Source organism: Nesterenkonia aurantiaca (genome assembly GCF_004364585.1).
GTDB lineage: Bacteria > Actinomycetota > Actinomycetes > Actinomycetales > Micrococcaceae > Nesterenkonia > Nesterenkonia aurantiaca.
In genome coordinates this window covers 626,898-642,947 of record NZ_SOAN01000001.1, presented here as the reverse complement: position 1 = coordinate 642,947, position 16,050 = coordinate 626,898, and the positions used below count along the sequence as shown (strand labels likewise).

Sequence of the window (16,050 nt, the reverse complement as noted above, 5' to 3'; positions counted from 1 at the left end):
TTGAGTCACTGAGTCCCTTTATCCTACAAGAGGACGACCCGATAATCCATCACTCTCCGAAAGGTTCCGGCACCATGTCAGTACTGAAGAGATCAGCCCAGACCACCGTCCTGGCCGGCATATCGGCCTTGGTGCTCAGCGCCTGCGGACAGGGAGAAGCGACCTCGACCGATGTCGAAGTGGAAGTCGAGGTGTCTGAGGAGGCACTGGTCAGCGAGGGAAACCTCACCGTGTGTGCCGCCCTCTCGATGGGGCTGCCACCGAATTACCACTACGACGAGGCCAATGAGGCCACCGGCATGGAGGTCGAGCTGGCCGAGCAGCTTGCCGCACGAATGGGCCTGGAGACGGTCTGGGTCGATGTCCCCTTCGCCTCGATCATCCCGTCGCTCCAAGCGTCGCAATGCGACACGATCATCTCCTCGCTCTATATCCGTCCGGAGCGCGAAGAAGTCGTCGATTTCGTGCCGTACATGTGGCAGGGCCAAGGGATCGCCGTCTCCGCCGAGAACGAGGCTGGCATCACCGGACCGGATGACTCGCTCTGCGGTCACAGCGTGGCCACCACCATCGGCACTACCGCCGAGCAGAATATGGATGACCAGGCGGACGCCTGCGCCGAACTGGGCGCGGACTTGGAGGTCGTGAAGTTCGACAATGCCACCAACGCCGCTCAGAGCGTCACTTCGGGTCAGCAGGTGGCCCTGGCCTCCGAGACTCCCACGATCTCCTACCGGGAACAGCAGACCGATGGCGAGCTGGTGCTGACCGGAGATCCCTACGGGATGATCCAGGTCGGGGCCGCTACTCTGCCGGAGAACACGGAGCTCTCTGCTGCTCTGGAGACAGCGTTGGAGGCGCTTCAGGAGGACGGCACCTATGAGGAGCTGTTGGGTGACTACAACCAGGCTGATATGAACATCGCCGAAGACTTCTGAGGTCGACATGCAGTTTGATCCTGAGTTCTTCACAGAATCGCTCTTCAGCCCTTCCGCCCCCTTCCTGCGCGGCCTGATGATGACGGTGGCGGTGTCCGTGATCAGTATGACCCTGGCTCTCTTCGTGGGGCTGCTCGTCGCGATGATGGCCCGCTCGCGCTTCTTCGCTCTGCGCACAGTGGCGGGACTCTACGTGTGGATCCTCCGGGGGACTCCGCTGCTCGTGCAGCTCGTGCTCCTCTACATGGGCTTCTCCGCGGCAGGGATCTTCGCCTTCGAGACGGTGAGCATCGCAGGGATCTCGATTGCCGGAGCTGTTCAGGCCGCCGTCGTCGCGCTGACTCTCAATGAGAGCGCCTACGTCGCTGAGATCGTTCGATCGGGTCTCGAGACGATCCCCAAGGGACAGGTGGAGGCCTCCCAGATTCTGGGGATGACGGCGATCTCTACGATGCGGTGGGTGATCCTGCCGCAGGCGATCCGAACGATGGTGCCGCCGTTGGGCAACACCTTCAACCAGCTGATGAAGAACACCTCGATCTTGAGCGTCATCGGGGTCCAGGAGATGTTCCTGATGACCCAGTCGATCAGTTCAGCAACTTTTCGGACGTTCGAGATCTTCTGCGTGGCGGCACTGTACTACCTGCTGCTGACGACCATCTGGACCGTCATCCAGTGGTACATCGAAAGGCACTACAACCACAAGGTCGGACTCCCCTACGAGATTCCACTGGTCAGCTCCACGGTGCGCGTGCTGCGTTCCGGCAGGGCTGGCTTGGCCCGGTCACCCCGCGAAGAGACGCCCAAGGAGGTTCTCACCCCATGACCGCACTGCTGAGCGAAAAGACGATCTCCGGACCCGTGATGTACGCCAAGGAGATCACCAAGACCTATGGGGACAAGACCGTTCTGCACGGGGTCAGCGCCCAGGTCCTTGAAGGTCAGGTTCTCACCCTGGTCGGGCCCTCCGGATCAGGTAAGACGACGCTCCTGCGCACGTTCAACCGGCTCGAGGAGCCGACCTCGGGCGAGATCCTGCTCGACAGCAAGCCACTGGGGAAGCGCTCGCGCTCCGATGGCGGCTATGGCGATGATGTGCAGCAGCTCCGCTTGGATCAGCAGAGAATCGGCTTCGTGTTCCAGTCCTTCAATCTCTTCCCCCATATGAGCGCCGCGGAGAATGTCTGGCACGCGCCCGTGAGGGTGAAGCGGGAGAACAAGGCGGAGGCAGTGGGGCGCGCGCATGAGCTGCTTGGACGAGTGGGTCTCGCGGATCAGGCCGACCAGAAACCGGCGACGCTCTCGGGGGGTCAGCAGCAACGTGTCGCCATCGCACGGGCGTTGGCCATGAGGCCCCGGCTGCTGCTCTTCGATGAGCCCACAAGTGCGCTGGACCCCGAAATGACTTCCGAGGTGCTTCGAACGATCCAGGGGCTCGCCGAAGAGGGGGTCACCATGGTGATCGTCACCCACGAGATGGCCTTCGCGAGGCGAGTCTCCGATCGCGTGGTGGTCATGGAGGCCGGCCGGATCCTCGAAGAGGGAACCGCTGAGCAGATCTTTTCGCACCCCGAGCACGAGCGCACCAGGAGGTTCCTGTCCTCTTTGGAGTAACCAGGCGACGCCGCTGAGGGCCTTGTGTCGTGCACGTAAAGACTGTAGGGCAGAGGTGTAAAACCTCGCACGGAGGCTTCCCCGCGGACCAGGATCCATGCACAGTAAACAGTGATGACTGATCAGAAACTACGCCCCGTTGAGCTTGAGGAAGGACGCCCCATGAATCCACAGGCAGCCCAGACCGCAGTGAAGTCGCTGACGGCCACCCATCCCCTGGAGCCGCTGGCGCCCGAGGAGATCAGCAAGGCTTCGGCCATTCTGAAGCAGCACTCCGAGTTCACACCGGAGCAGCGTTTCGTCTTCATCGAGCTCAGGGAACCCTCCAAGGCGACGGTCCGGGCCTTCGAGGCTGAGGCCGGCCCCTGGGAGCGCGAGGCTTTCCTGCTGCTGCGCGATCATGACCGGCACCGCACCCTTGAGGCCATCGTGAATCTCAGCACCGACGCCGTGACCAGCTATCTCGAGATTGAGGATGCACAGCCGCCGATGACAGAGGAGGAGTTCTTCGCCTGCGAGGAGATGATCCGGCAGGATCCTCAGGTCCAACAGGCTCTGCGTCGACGCGGCGTGGAGGACTTCTCGAAGGCCATGGTGGACAAGTGGGCGGCCGGCTACGTGATGGCAGAGGATGCCCCCAGCCAGCGCCGGATCGCGCGGCCGATCGTGTTCATCCAGGGTGAGGATGACGCCAACGCCTATGCCCGCCCTGTGGAGAACCTGATCATCACGGTGGATCTGGACAGCAACGAGATCCTCGAGGTGAAAGATACCGGGGTGGTCCCGCTGCCCCAGCGGAAGGGGAACTACACCGCGGATCGGATCACCGACCCGGAGAACTCCCCGCATTTCGAGAAGGTCCGGGACCGGATGAAGCCGATCCACATCACCCAGCCGGAGGGGCCTTCGTTCACGATGCAGGGAAACGGGCTGGAGTGGGCGAACTGGAACCTCCGGGTAGGGTTCACCGCGCGCGAGGGGGTGGTGCTGCACAACATCACCTATGACGACCGCGGCACCGAGCGGCCCGTCCTGTACCGGGCGTCGCTGGCGGAGATGTATGTCCCCTACGGCGATCCGGGCGACACGCACTGGAACAAGAACGTCTTCGACGAGGGCGAATACGGGCTCGGCGGCCTGGCCAACTCCCTGGTGCTCGGCTGTGACTGTCTCGGTGAGATCACGTATCTGGACGCTCACCTGTGCGATCAAGACGGCGAGCCGACCAAGATCTCCAACGCGATCTGCATCCATGAGGAAGATTCCGGAATCGGCTGGAAGCACACGGATTTCCGCACCGGGCTGGGGGAGGTGCGCCGCAATCGCCGCCTGGTGGTCTCCTACTTCACCACGGTGGGCAACTACGACTATGGCTTCTACTGGTACCTCTATCTCGACGGCTCCATCGAATTCGAGTCCAAGCTGACCGGGATCCTGTCCACGGGAGCCTATGAGCAGGGCGATGAGCCCAAATACGGCAAGGTCATCGCTGAAGGCCTCTACGGCCCCAACCACCAGCACTTCTTCGCGGTGCGTCTCGACATGAACGTCGACGGGCCCAAGAACAACCTCTACGAGCTGCAGGCGGAGGCGGCAGCCCCGGAGGACAATCCCTGGGGCAACGCCTGGTATGAGTCCAAGACGCTGCTGAGATCAGAGGCTGAGGCCCAGCGGCTGGCGGATCCCACTCGTGGCCGGTCGTGGGTGGTGACCAATGCCGAGAAGAAGAACCGGCTTGGCGGAGATATCGGGTACAAGGTCGAGCTCGGCGGAAGCCTCGCGCTGCCGATGGCGCAGCCGGGGTCGCAGCAGTACGCCAGGGGCGCCTTCGCCCGACGACACCTCTGGGCCACGAAGTTCGCGGAACGTGAGCGCTACGCGGCCGGTGAGTATGTGCCGCAGAACCCGAGTTCAGGAGGGCTGCCCGAGTACGTCCAGCAGGACCGATCACTGGTGGGTGAGGATCTGGTGCTGTGGCCCGTCCTCTGCGCACACCATGTGGTGCGTCCAGAGGACTGGCCGGTGATGCCTGTGGCGACGGTTGGTCTACATCTGAAGCCCTCGGGCTTCTTCGACGGCAATCCGATGCTGGACCTCCCGGCGGAGCAGAGCTCAAGCTGCCACTAGGAGATGCGTGATGACGGTACAGACGGAGCCTCCGTCGCTGCAGTGGATCCGCTCGAGAGTGGGCGCCCGGTCCGTTCTGCAGGGGCGCCGCGCGCTCGCAGTCCTGGGAGTCTTCTCTGCAGGACTGCACCTGATGATGCTCAGCCATGGTCCGCTCCTGCTGAGCCTGCTGATGGCGGCTCTCGCGTTCGGGTGCCTGCTCTGTGCCGGTCGGCTTTGGCGCGGGCACTCGGAGCGCACGCTGACCATGATCGCAGGCATGAACCTCGGGATGCTGTTGGTGCACGCCGTGATGATGGCCGGCCCGGGTGCCCTCGCGGAAGCTGGTGCGGTGAGCCTCTCGACCCATCACGGCGTGTCCGAGGCCGTGTCCGGAACAGCTCTGCTGCCGACTCATCCCGCCCTCTTGATCTCTGCCACCGCCATCGCGGCGCTCGAGGTCCTCGGCGCACTCTGGCTGAAGCGGCTCAGGCTAGAGCGAGGTGTTGTCCGGGAAGGCGATGGCTGAGAGAAACCGGATCGGCAGCGTGACCAGCGCGGTCGGGCCGTGCGGCGCCTCGCCGTCGAACTGCAGCGAGTCCCCCGGGCAGAGGGTGTAGGTGGACATCCCGTGGCCGTACTGCATCTGCCCCTCGAGCATATAGATGAACTCGGTGCCGGGATGCTGGAACAGCGGATACGCGTCGCTGTCCTGGCTCAGCGTCACCAGAAGTGACTCCAGGCGCTTGTGCTGTCCTCGCAGCGAGCCCAGAAGCTCATAGGCGTGACCCGCCTTGGTGCCGTTGCGGGTGATGTTCGGACCGGCTCCAGCTTCGGTGAACACGGCTTCGCGCTCGGCGTCGGCGCCGCGAAAGAGCGAGGTGACCGGAACGTCGAGCCCCCGTGCCAGAAGGCCCAGGGTGGAGAGGCTGCAGGAGGTCTGCGCGTTCTCGATCTTGGAGAGCATCGCTTTGGACAATCCGATGTTCGCGGCCATGTCCGAGACCGAGAATCCGTGCTGTGTCCGCAGCGCCCGGACGTTGAATCCGATGACCTCGGCAAGGTTGTCCGCCGCGAGCGGTTCCGAATGTTCTCGGTCTCTGGCGCTCCCTGCAAGGTTGCGCAGCAGCTTCTCGGACTCCTGCGCCGGGTCGGCCGACGGGTCATCGAGCTTCCGGGAAGATGATTCAGGAGTCATGGACTCCATGATACTGATCGTTTCCTGACAGGAGACAGGGTGTCGCGCTGGGCCACGGTGAGTCAGCTGTGCAGCTCCTGACCCACGTCGCGAAGGACACGCAGGAACAGCTGCGCCGCGGGGGAGAGTTGACCCTGGGCGAAGGCCGCGTACATCCTGGTCCTCGGTCGTCCGGAAAGGCGTGCCAAGGAGACGGTGGACGGCGCGAAAGCCGTCACCGACTCAGGAAGCAACGTGATCCCCAGCCCGGCCGCCACAAAGCCCAGGGCGGTCTCCTGCTGGATGATGCGGGTATAGACCGGGGGGAAGTTCAGACCGTGGAAGATCGGCTGGATCTCCGAGGCGTACCCGGGCATCTCTCGCGGGGGGAAGAAGATCAGCGGTTCCTGGATGAGCTCCTGCGCGCATACTTCGGACCTTTCGGCGAGCGCGTGATCGCCGGGCAGGCAGACCATGATCTCTTCCGCGAGTATCTCCTCGGTGCGGAGCTCCGTCGCGCCCTCCTGTCCCCGGAGGATGCCGAGGTCCAGTCGTCCTTCGCGCAGCTGCTCGGCCTGTTCACTGCTGGTCAGCGGTTCCAGGTGCAGCGTCACGCCGGGCGCAGCGTCCCGGAACATTCGGATGGTGCGCGGAAGAAGCGCGTAGCTGGCAGAGCTTACGAATCCCAGGCGAACATGGCCGGCCTGCCCTTCGGAGACTCCTCCGAGGCCTGAAGCCAGCTCATCAGCACCGTGGAGCACCTCTGCCGCGCGGCGATGAAAGTCTCGACCGAATCCGGTCAGCGTGACCGCACGCGTGGTCCGGTTCAGCAGCTTGTGCCCCAGCTCGTGTTCCAGCTTCTGGATCTGCGCGCTCAACGGCGATTGTGAGATGTGCAGACGTCGAGCGGCCCGCCCGAAGTGGAGTTCCTCTGCCACTGCGACAAAGTACCTGAGCTGTCTGAGTTCCATGGACCCCCCCTCATTATCCTCTATAACAGTCTAATCATCTGATAATTGGTATTGGACCGGCACTGAGTGGGCTCGTACCGTGGAACTATGCACACCTCACGCTACGCAGTGATCGGGGCTGGTCTCGCCGGCGCCTCTGCGGCCTGGCAGCTCGCGACCGCCGGGCATGACGTCACGATCCTCGAACAGCAGGGCTCCCCCGCGGGGAGCATGGGAAGCTCGCATGGTTCGGCGCGGATCTTCCGGTATCCCTATCCGGATCAGCACTACGTGGCACTGGTCAGGCGGTCGGCGTCCCTCTGGGCGGAGCTGGAGACTCAGCTGGGTCAGAAGCTGATCACGCCCACCGGAGGCGTGGACTTCGGGGAGAGGCGCAACCCGGAGCTGCTTGCCAGGATCTTGGAGAAGGAGGGCATCGAGAACGAGGTGCTCTCCTGCAGTCAGGCCGAAGAGCGGTGGCCACAGCTGGCGTTCGACTCGTCGGTGCTCTGGCAGCCACAGGCCGGGGTGATCGACGCGGAACGCACCGTCGAGGGAATGGTCCAGCTGGCCGTCGCCGCGGGGGCAGAGGTGAAGCTCTCCTGGAAGGTGCAGGCTGTCACCCGGTCCACGCAGGGGTATAGGATCCGGAGCGGCTCGGGCGAGACGGTGGAGGCTGAACGGGTGGTCGTCGCCGCCGGCGGCTGGCTGCCTGAGCTGCTGGCCGCAGTGGACCTGCCGGAGGCCTTCCTCAAGTCGCTTCCACAGTTCCAGGTCCGGCAGGAGCAGGCCTATCACTTCCCCTACCGTGATCCCACCGTGAGCTGGCCGGTTCTGGTGCACAAGACCGACGCCATTCAGACGTATGGACTGCCCGGAGGGCGCGACGCCGACTTCCGCGGTCATAAGCTGGCGGAGTACAACGGAGGCAAGGTCCTCCCCTCTGCCGCGCAGCAGGATGGGGTCGTCGACGAGGCCAACCGTCGGCGCGTGATCGCCTACGCCGCGCGCCATCTCCCCGGGGTCGTGCCCGAACCCTACGCCGAGACGACCTGCCTCTTCACCAGCACCCCGACGGATGACTTCGTCTTCGACCGCTGCGAAGGCATCACCGTGGTCTCCCCCTGTTCTGGACACGGCGCCAAGTTCGCTCCGCTGATCGGGGTGCTCGCCGCCGCCGCCGCCTCGGCAGCCAGCGACGACGCCGGCCGCGCCGTTCTCCCCGAGCGTTTCCTGACGCCCTGGTCGACCCATTGAGGAAAGGACATCCCCTATGACAGCAGTGCAGATGCTCGCAGCGATCTCCGAGATCGGCCGAGACCAGCAGCGCGGCGGATACAGCCGCCCGGTCTTCTCCGAGGCCGAGCTCGAGCTCCGTGCCTGGTTCACCCGAGAGGCCGCATCTCGGGGCCTGGACGTCGAGGTGGACCGCAACGGCGCTCTCTGGGCATGGCTGGATGCCCCGCACGGGAAGCGCCAGGACGTCGTGATCACCGGCAGCCACCTAGATTCGGTGCCGGGGGGAGGGGCCTATGACGGTCCTCTCGGAGTGGTCTCCGGCGTGGACGCCTTGGCGCGGATCAAGGAGCGGGGCCACCCTCAGCGGCGAGCGCTCGCCGTCGTCGTCTTCCCGGAGGAGGAGGGGTCGCGGTACAACCAGGCCTGCCTGGGCTCCCGGCTCATGGTCGGGGAGCTGGATCCGCAGAAGGCCCGGGCTCTGACCGATGCGGAGGGTGTGACCTTCGCGGAGCTCGCCGCTCGCCATGGACTGGACCCGGAACACCTCGGGGCGGACCCCGAGCGAATGCAGTCCATCGCCGCTTTCGTGGAGCTCCACGTGGAGCAGGGCAAGGGTCTGGTCCACATGAATGCGCCCGTGGCGGTGGCCACCAGCATCCTTGGCCACGGACGCTGGCACCTGCGACTCGAAGGTGAGGGTAACCACGCGGGGACCACTCCGATGGACGACCGCCGCGATCCCATGGTGGCCGCGGCGCAGATCATCCTGGCCGTCCGTGAAGAGGCGGCAAAGATCCCAGACGCTCGCGCCACCATCGGCAACCTGATCCCAGTCCCGGGCGGGACCAACGTGATCGCCTCGGCGGTAGACCTGTGGATGGACGTGCGTCACCTCGACGACGCGGTGGTCCGCCGCCTGGTGCGGGCGATCGAGGCGCGCACCCAGGCGATCGCAGCCGGGGAAGGCTGCAGCGCCGTGATGAGCGAGAACTCCTATTCACCCACGGTGACCTTCGATCGGCAGCTGCAGCAGCGGATGCAGGAGCTGCTGCCCGGGGCGCCGCTGCTGCCCACGGGAGCAGGACACGATGCTGGTGTGCTCTCTGCCTATGTGCCATCGGCCATGCTGTTCGTCCGCAACCCTGGAGGCGTCTCTCACGCCCCGGCGGAGCACGCGGGCGATGCGGACATCGAGGAGGGCGTCCTGGCGCTGGTCACCGTGCTGGAGGACCTGAGCCGATAGCCCGCGCTGTGCGGGGAAGCACCTGGACAGCTGCCACGGTGACCGAGCCGGCGCCGGCAGCGTGGACAGATCCGAGGTGGTGCGCCAGGCCGTCGCGAGCCTGGACTCCGGAGCGGGCGCGCGTGGTGGGAAGGATCGCCTCCATCTCGCGCACCGTTCTGCCATCCTGCAACACCAGTGATCCCTCGAGGACCAGCACCGCCACCAGGTGATGCCGGGGAAGGGTGAGGCTCCCCGCGGCACTCAGGATCTGAACCTCGCCGCGAGCCTGCCCGCGGGCGACCATCAGGTTCAGCGCCTTCTCCGGTCTGCCTTCGCTGAGCGTGGCGGAGACCTCCGCCTCCCCGGGGAACCGCCGCGACACACCCCGGGTGACCCACGTGGTCTCGCCCTCGACGGAGAGCGTGATGGGCCCGGTGGACATCAGCGTGAAGACCCTCTCCACCCCGGGGAAGGCAGAGAAGTCTGCGTCGCCCTGCAGATCCGCCTGACTCAGCCGCCAGCAGAGCGTGTCACCGTCCTCCGCGTGCCCCACCGCGATCTGACGGGTCAGTCCCTGGTCATTGCGCCACGGGGTCGCCGGCAGGCTGGCGACCCCGTGGATCTCGTAGTGCGACACGGTCCGGATCAGTACCCTGTGGCGGCACCGGGAATCCAGCTGGTCCCGGCAAGCGGAACTCGCGCCATGGCCGAGCTCTCCACAGTCAAGGCCACCAGGTCCTCCGGCTCCAGGTGCTGGATATGTGATTTGCCGCAGGCGCGGGCGATGGTCTGCGCCTCCATGGTGATCACGCCCAGGAAGTTCGCCAGCCGCCGGCCTCCGGCTTCGGGGTCCAGCCGCATCTGCAGCTCCGGATCCTGCGTGGTGACGCCGGAGGGGTCGGTGCCGTCCTGGTAGTCGTCGAAGTACCCGGCCGCGGAGCCGAGCGCCTCATAGTCCTTCGCGTAGCGGGGATCGTTGTCACCGAGCGCGACCAGAGCCGCCGTGCCGATGGAGACCGCATCAGCGCCCAGCGCCATCGCTTTGGCCACATCGGCGCCGTGCCGGATTCCGCCCGAGACGATCAACTGCACCTCACGCTCCATGCCGAGTTCACGCAGCGCCTCCGCGGCCTGCGGGATGGCGGCCAGCGTAGGGATGCCCACGTGTTCGATGAACACCTCCTGCGTGGCTGCCGTGGAGCCCTGCATGCCGTCGACGACGACGACGTCGGCTCCGGCGTGGACCGCGAGCTTGGTGTCGTAATAGGTGCGTGAGGCTCCGACCTTCACGTAGATGGGCACCTGCCAGTCGGTGATCTCGCGGAGCTCCTGGATCTTGATGGTCAGGTCATCCGGCCCGGTCCAGTCGGGGTGGCGGGAGGCGGATCGCTGATCGATCCCCTCGGGGAGGGTGCGCATCTTCGCCACCCGGCTGGTGATCTTCTGACCGAGAAGCATCCCACCGCCGCCGGGCTTGGCGCCCTGACCGAGCACCACCTCGATCGCGTCGGCCATGCGCAGATGATCCGGATTCATCCCGTAGCGCGAGGGCAGGTATTGGTAGACCAGGTGCTTGGACTGACCGCGCTCCTCATCGGTCATGCCTCCGTCCCCGGTGGTGGTGGAGGTCCCCACCGCGGAAGCGCCGCGCCCCAGGGCGTCCTTGGCGCGTCCTGAGAGGGCGCCGAAGCTCATTCCGGCGATCGTGACCGGGATGTCGAGGTGCATGGGCCTCACCCCCTGTTCCGCGAAGCGGGTGCCGAGCAGGACGTCGGTTCCGCAGCGCTCACGGTAGCCCTCCAGCGGGTAGCGCGACATGGAGGCGCCCAGGAAGAGCAGATCATCGAAGTGGGGGAGCCGGCGCTTGGAGCCGCCGCCGCGGATGTCATAGACACCGGTGGACGCCGCCCTGCGGATCTCGGCCATCGTGGTGCGGTCAAAGGTGGCGGATTCGCGGAGTCCGTGAGCCGTGGCCTGTTCAGTCATGTCGTGGTTCTTCCTTCCAAGGGGACTGCAGGAAGCTCAGTAGCTGTCCGCATTGTCGACGGTGAAGTGATAGAGCTGACGCGCAGAGCCGTAGCGGGTGTACGCACTGGTGTCGTCCTCCGGGTAGCCGGCGCTGGCCAGCAGCTCAGCCAGCTCCTGGTGGTGCTCGGGGCGCATCTCCTTCGAGGTGCAGTCCGCACCCAGTGAGGTCACGCTGCCTCGCACATAGATCCGGGTCTCATAGATCGAGTCCCCCAGGGCCTCGCCCGCGTCGCCTCTGACCACGAGCCGGCCCGCCTGGGCCATGAAGGCGCTCATATGCCCCACGCTGCCGCCGACCACGATGTCCACGCCCTTCATGGAGATCCCGCAGCGCGCCGCGGCGTCCCCCTCGATCACCAGCAGCCCGCCGTGCGCCGTGGCGCCGGCTGACTGGGAGGCGTTGCCGCTGACCCGCACGGAGCCGCTCATCATGTTCTCAGCCACTCCGACCCCGGCGTTGCCGGCGATCGTGATGGCGGCCTGCTGGTTCATCCCTGCGGCGTAGTAGCCCACATGACCTTCGATCGTGATCTGCAGCTCGGCGTTCACGCCTGCGGCGAGGGCGTGGGCCCCCCTGGGGTGCAGGATGGTCTTCGCGCCGGAGACTCCCGGAGCATGCAGCGCACGGTTGACCTCGCGCAGCGAGGAGCTCTCGAGATCGAAGGTGGTGTTGTCAGTCAAGGTGTTCATGCCGGGGAGACCTCCTTGCGGGACCAGGCGTAGATCTTGTTGGGTTCTGGTTCATAGAGCCGGGCAGAGTCGATGCCGGGGAGGTCGGTGAGCGCCCTGTACTCACTGGCCATGGCCACCCAGCCGTCGGTCTCGGCGATCACCGCGGGTTTGCACGCGATGGCGTCGCGGACCACGGCGAAGGAGTCGCGATTGGAGACCAGCAAGGTGTAGAAGCCGTCGAACTCCTCGCTCAGCGAGTGCACGGCCGCTTCAACCGTGGAGCCCTGACGCATCTGCTCGGCGATGAAGCGGGCGCCGACCTCAGTGTCGTTCTGTGAGTCGAACTGGACCCCTTTGCGCTGGAGCTCCCGCCGAAGCGTGGCGTGGTTGGAGAACGATCCGTTGTGCACCAGGCACTGGCCGTCTCCCACGGCATAGGGGTGGCATCCGCCGGGGGTCACGGCTGACTCCGTGGCCATCCGGGTATGACCCACACCCTGCCACCCCTGGGCACCCCTGAGTCCGAACTCCGCGGCGAGGTCACGGGGATGACCCACGCCCTTGAGTACAGCGAGGTCCTGCCCGAATCCTGCGATGAGGCAGCCGGGGGCGACGTCGAGGATCGCCTGCTTCAACAGCTCGACATCGATGGGCGCACTGACCAGCTGTGTGGCGCCTGCCTGCTTCACGCTGACCCGGGTTCCGAGATGCTCAGACACGGCGCTGATCAAGTCCTCGGCGGTCTGATCGGCTTCCAGCACTGAGACCGTCACTGTTCCCGGCGGAGACCACGTCGGGTCCCCGTAGACAGCAACCCCCGCGGAGTCGGCCCCGCGCTCCTCCATCTCACAGAGCATCGAGGTGAGCAGCTCGCCCAGCCGCGGGTACAGCTCCGGATTTCGTAGATGAAGTCCGACGATTCCACACATGGCGGTTCCCTTCTTGTAGCAGTGGCAGGCTAGATGGCGGTGAGGTAGCGCTGGATCTCCCAGTCGGTGACCTGCGCATGGTATTGGTAGAACTCTTCACGCTTGAGGTTGTTGTAGTACCTGCCGACGCCGGGATCTACGGTGTTGAGCACGTCCAGGATGGTCTGGTCGGCTTCCAAGGCTTCGACGGCGTCCACCAGCGTCAGCGGCAGGCAGGGTGAAGATTCGCGCTCGTCTCCCGGGGTGCCCGGGTCCTTCTTCTTCTCGATCCCATCCAGGCCGGCTCCGATCAGAGCGGAGGCTGCGAGGTAGGGGTTCGCTGCCCCGTCGCCGCCGCGCAGCTCCACGCGCTGGTCATCGGGCACTCTGATGTAGTGGGTGCGGTCATTGCCGCCGTAGGTTGCCGTCCGCGGCGCCCAGGAGGCCCCCGAGGTGGTGGCCACCGCGCCGGTCCGCTTATAGGAGTTCACAGTCGGGGCCAGCAGCGCCTGCAGGGCGTTGGCGTGTTCCAGCAGGCCCCCCACGAAGTGGTAGGCGTCCTCCGAGAGGCCGAGTCCGTGGGCATCCTGGGCGGAGTGAGTCTCACGCGGAAAGACTGGGGTTCCCTCCGAGGTCAACGAGATGTGGAAGTGCAATCCGGAACCGGTGCGGTCGGCGAAGGGCTTCGGCATGAACGTGGCGATCATGCCGCGCTTCTCGGCGATCATGGTGATCAGGTAGCGCAGGGTCACTACCCGGTCAGCAGTGATCAGAGCTTCGTCGTAGTGGAAGTTCTGCTCGAACTGGCCGTTGCCGTCTTCGTGATCATTGGCGTAGTTGCCCCACCCCAGGGCGTTCATCGCCTCGGAGATCTCCGAGAGGTGACCGAACATCCGGGTGACCCCACGAGCGTCGTAGCAGGGCTGGGCGTGGTTGTCGCCGTCGTCCGCAGTCACCAGCTGACCCTCGGCATCCCGCTTCAGCAGGAAATACTCGACCTCGGCGCCCAGGTGGGGTTCGTACCCCTCGCGGCGGCTTTGGCAACCATGTCTTTGAGGATCACGCGCGGCGCGTAGCCCCAGGGTTTGCCCTCCACGTGCGGATCGCAGTGCACGATGGCCAGGCCCTCACGGATGAATGGGACCGGGGTGAAGGAGGAGGAATCGGGCATGGCCATGATGTCCGGGTCCTTGGGTTCCTGTCCCATGGCTCCGGCGGCGTAGCCGGCGAAGCCGACTCCCTCGTTGATCAGCTGATCGACCGCTTCCACCGGCACGAGCTTGGCGCAGGGCTTGCCGTTGAGGTCGACGAAGAGCGCGAGGATGAACCGGGTCTGGTGCTGCTCGGTGAGCTCCTTCAAGGACGGGGAGGCCATGGAGGGTCCTTTCACTGTTAGGAATCAACGTACACCCAGAGTAAACACCCTGATTGTTTCGGTCAGATGAATCACTGATCTCGGGCGTGAAAAAGGTGGGGGTGCGTGCAGGGCGCACACACCCCCACCTCTGGAGGGACCCTCCCTGACAGTGTCTGAGAGGGAGGTCTTCTTGGGGGTGGGCCTAGATCGCGTCCGGGCCGTGTTCACCGGTGCGAACTCGCACGAGGCCGGTGAGCGGAGACGCCCAGACCTTGCCGTCCCCGATGGAGCCGGTCTTGGCTGCGGCGACGATCGTGTCGATGACGGCCTCAGCCTCCTCCGCCGGGACGATCACGTCGATTCGCGTCTTCGGCAGGAAGGTGGTCTCGTAGGTCTTGCCGCGGAAGACCTCCTTGCGACCCTTCTGTGAGCCGTACCCCTGGACATCCATCACGGTCAGCCCGCCGACCCCCCTCTCCGCGAGGGCTTTGGTGACCGGCTCAAGCTTGTTCCGCTGGATGACTGCGGTGATCAGTTTCATGGAGCGGCTCCTCAGTTGTAGTCGTAGGCGGTCTGGCCGTGCAGCTTGAAGTCGAGATCTTCCTCGTCCTCGTTGCTCACCCGGATGTTCATGGTCTTGTCCATGACCTTGGCGATGATCCACGTGACTCCGAAGGCGTAGATGCAGGTCACGCCGATAGCGATGAGTTCGCCCCAGAGCAGGGAGATGTCGCCGCCGAAGAAGATGCCGCGGATCGGTTCGTCGTTGGTGTAGGTGGCCCATCCGAAGAAGACCACGAACATGGCGCCGACGATACCGCCGACTCCATGCACGGCGAAGGCGTCCAGCGACTCGTCCACGCCCAACTTGGCCTTCCAGGTGCAGGCCCAGGCGACGAAGGCGCCTGCGATGAAGCCCAGTACCAGGGCGCCGAAGGGGTCCACCGCGTCGGCGGCCGGGGTGATGGCCACCAGGCCCGCGATGATCCCGGAGCACATTCCCAGCACGGTGGCCTTGCCGTCGCGGAACTTCTCGAAGGCCATGAAGCCGAGCATGCCGGTGCCGCCGGCGAAGAGCGTGGTCATGATGGTGTACTGCGCGACGTAGTTCGCACCGCCTGCGGTGCCCCCGTTGAAGCCCATCCACCCCATCCACAGGATGCCGGCTCCGAGGAGCACCAGGGGAAGGCTGTGGGGTCGAGTCTGGAGGTTCCTCCGGGGCCCCAGTGCGACAGCGAGGCCCAGCGCTCCGAAGCCTGAGGCCATGTGGACTGCGGTGCCGCCTGCATAGTCATGGAAGTTCACGTTCGCACTGAGCCAGCCATCTCCGAAGACCCAGTGGCCCAGCGGGAAGTAGACCAGGGTGGCCCAGATGACCGAGAAGACCATCCACGCGGAGAACTTCATCCGACCCATGGCCCCCGACGCGATGATCGAGACCGTGATGCAGGCGAAGAGGGTGAAGAACGCGAGATCCAGCGTCTCTGCGAATCCACCGTCGACTCCGACCTCCTCATGCCCCACCATGCCGAAGTAGTCCAAAGGGTTTCCGATGATTCCACCAAGTGATTCACCCACGACCATCCCGTGGCCGAAAAGAACATAGATGATGGTGACAGTTCCCAATGTGGTCATCACCATTGCAAACATGTTCAGCACGTTTTTAGTACCTGACATTCCCCCGTAGAAGAGGGCAAGACCTGGGAACATCAGAAGAACAACTGTGAGAGCGGTCAATATCCACGCTACATCTGCGAGTTCCTGCATTTCAGCCATCAGTGCGGATCTCCATTCAAGGGCGAGTGGGTGCGAGGGTGAGAACGGCGTGTCGTCGCA

17 protein-coding genes are annotated in these 16,050 nt (G+C 65.1%); 7 read left to right on the top strand and 10 right to left on the bottom strand.

What is annotated here, in order from left to right:
- Positions 1-74: 74 nt before the first annotated feature.
- The 5 genes from EV640_RS02865 (at position 75) to EV640_RS02845 (ending at position 5,187) form a co-directional block, all read left to right on the top strand.
- The gene (locus tag EV640_RS02865; RefSeq protein WP_133725740.1) at positions 75-938 is read left to right on the top strand and encodes an ABC transporter substrate-binding protein; all 864 of its coding nucleotides are present in this window, start codon (positions 75-77) and stop codon (positions 936-938) included.
- A 7-nt stretch (positions 939-945) separates the two neighbouring features.
- Positions 946-1,764, top strand: a complete 819-nt coding sequence (locus EV640_RS02860) for an amino acid ABC transporter permease (protein ID WP_133725739.1) — start codon at positions 946-948, stop codon at positions 1,762-1,764.
- The gene (locus EV640_RS02855) at positions 1,761-2,552 is read left to right on the top strand and encodes an amino acid ABC transporter ATP-binding protein (RefSeq protein WP_133725738.1); all 792 of its coding nucleotides are present in this window, start codon (positions 1,761-1,763) and stop codon (positions 2,550-2,552) included. Before EV640_RS02860 ends, EV640_RS02855 begins: the two co-directional genes overlap by 4 nt.
- A gap of 162 nt (positions 2,553-2,714) precedes the next feature.
- On the top strand, positions 2,715-4,679 hold the full coding sequence (locus EV640_RS02850; protein WP_133725737.1) for a primary-amine oxidase: 1,965 nt from the start codon (positions 2,715-2,717) through the stop codon (positions 4,677-4,679).
- 10 nt (positions 4,680-4,689) lie between these two features.
- Entirely contained in the window at positions 4,690-5,187 is a 498-nt protein-coding gene (locus tag EV640_RS02845) for a hypothetical protein (RefSeq protein WP_133725736.1), read from the top strand.
- Here the strand turns inward: EV640_RS02845 and EV640_RS02840 are convergent.
- Together EV640_RS02840 and EV640_RS02835 are read right to left on the bottom strand one after the other, a co-directional pair.
- Positions 5,152-5,856, bottom strand: coding sequence for a helix-turn-helix domain-containing protein (locus tag EV640_RS02840; RefSeq protein WP_133725735.1), 705 nt, complete (start codon positions 5,854-5,856; stop codon positions 5,152-5,154). The two genes, EV640_RS02845 and EV640_RS02840, sit on opposite strands and share 36 nt — an antisense overlap.
- Before the next feature lie 62 nt (positions 5,857-5,918).
- On the bottom strand, positions 5,919-6,773 hold the full coding sequence (locus EV640_RS02835) for a LysR family transcriptional regulator (RefSeq protein WP_166645852.1): 855 nt from the start codon (positions 6,771-6,773) through the stop codon (positions 5,919-5,921).
- A gap of 120 nt (positions 6,774-6,893) precedes the next feature.
- Here EV640_RS02835 and EV640_RS02830 point away from each other — a divergent pair, with 120 nt between their 5' ends.
- On the top strand, positions 6,894-8,042 hold the full coding sequence (locus tag EV640_RS02830; RefSeq protein ID WP_133725733.1) for an FAD-dependent oxidoreductase: 1,149 nt from the start codon (positions 6,894-6,896) through the stop codon (positions 8,040-8,042).
- Between the two features lie 16 nt (positions 8,043-8,058).
- Positions 8,059-9,267, top strand: coding sequence for an allantoate amidohydrolase (locus tag EV640_RS02825; protein WP_133725732.1), 1,209 nt, complete (start codon positions 8,059-8,061; stop codon positions 9,265-9,267).
- On the opposite strand, the gene EV640_RS02820 is transcribed toward EV640_RS02825, so the two are convergent.
- The 8 genes from EV640_RS02820 to EV640_RS02790 form a co-directional block, all read right to left on the bottom strand.
- The gene (locus EV640_RS02820; RefSeq protein WP_166645851.1) at positions 9,239-9,886 is read right to left on the bottom strand and encodes a HutD/Ves family protein; all 648 of its coding nucleotides are present in this window, start codon (positions 9,884-9,886) and stop codon (positions 9,239-9,241) included. The two genes, EV640_RS02825 and EV640_RS02820, sit on opposite strands and share 29 nt — an antisense overlap.
- Positions 9,887-9,894: 8 nt before the next feature.
- Positions 9,895-11,235, bottom strand: a complete 1,341-nt coding sequence (locus EV640_RS02815) for an FMN-binding glutamate synthase family protein (protein WP_133725730.1) — start codon at positions 11,233-11,235, stop codon at positions 9,895-9,897.
- Between the two features lie 36 nt (positions 11,236-11,271).
- Positions 11,272-11,967, bottom strand: coding sequence for a GltB/FmdC/FwdC-like GXGXG domain-containing protein (locus EV640_RS02810; RefSeq protein WP_133725729.1), 696 nt, complete (start codon positions 11,965-11,967; stop codon positions 11,272-11,274).
- Positions 11,964-12,878: a class II glutamine amidotransferase domain-containing protein gene (locus EV640_RS02805; protein WP_133725728.1), complete on the bottom strand. Its 915-nt coding sequence runs from the start codon at positions 12,876-12,878 to the stop codon at positions 11,964-11,966. Before EV640_RS02805 ends, EV640_RS02810 begins: the two co-directional genes overlap by 4 nt.
- Before the next feature lie 29 nt (positions 12,879-12,907).
- The gene (locus EV640_RS02800) at positions 12,908-13,840 is read right to left on the bottom strand and encodes a hypothetical protein (protein WP_243832211.1); all 933 of its coding nucleotides are present in this window, start codon (positions 13,838-13,840) and stop codon (positions 12,908-12,910) included.
- Positions 13,837-14,232: a type I glutamate--ammonia ligase gene (locus tag EV640_RS13795; protein WP_243832199.1), complete on the bottom strand. Its 396-nt coding sequence runs from the start codon at positions 14,230-14,232 to the stop codon at positions 13,837-13,839. The genes EV640_RS02800 and EV640_RS13795 overlap by 4 nt, the downstream gene beginning before the upstream one ends.
- Before the next feature lie 184 nt (positions 14,233-14,416).
- Entirely contained in the window at positions 14,417-14,755 is a 339-nt protein-coding gene (locus EV640_RS02795) for a P-II family nitrogen regulator (protein WP_133725727.1), read from the bottom strand.
- A gap of 11 nt (positions 14,756-14,766) precedes the next feature.
- Positions 14,767-15,981 carry an ammonium transporter gene (locus EV640_RS02790; RefSeq protein WP_208292175.1) on the bottom strand — a complete coding sequence of 405 codons (1,215 nt, stop codon included), beginning with the start codon at positions 15,979-15,981 and terminating at the stop codon, positions 14,767-14,769.
- Between the last annotated feature and the right edge of the window lie 69 nt (positions 15,982-16,050).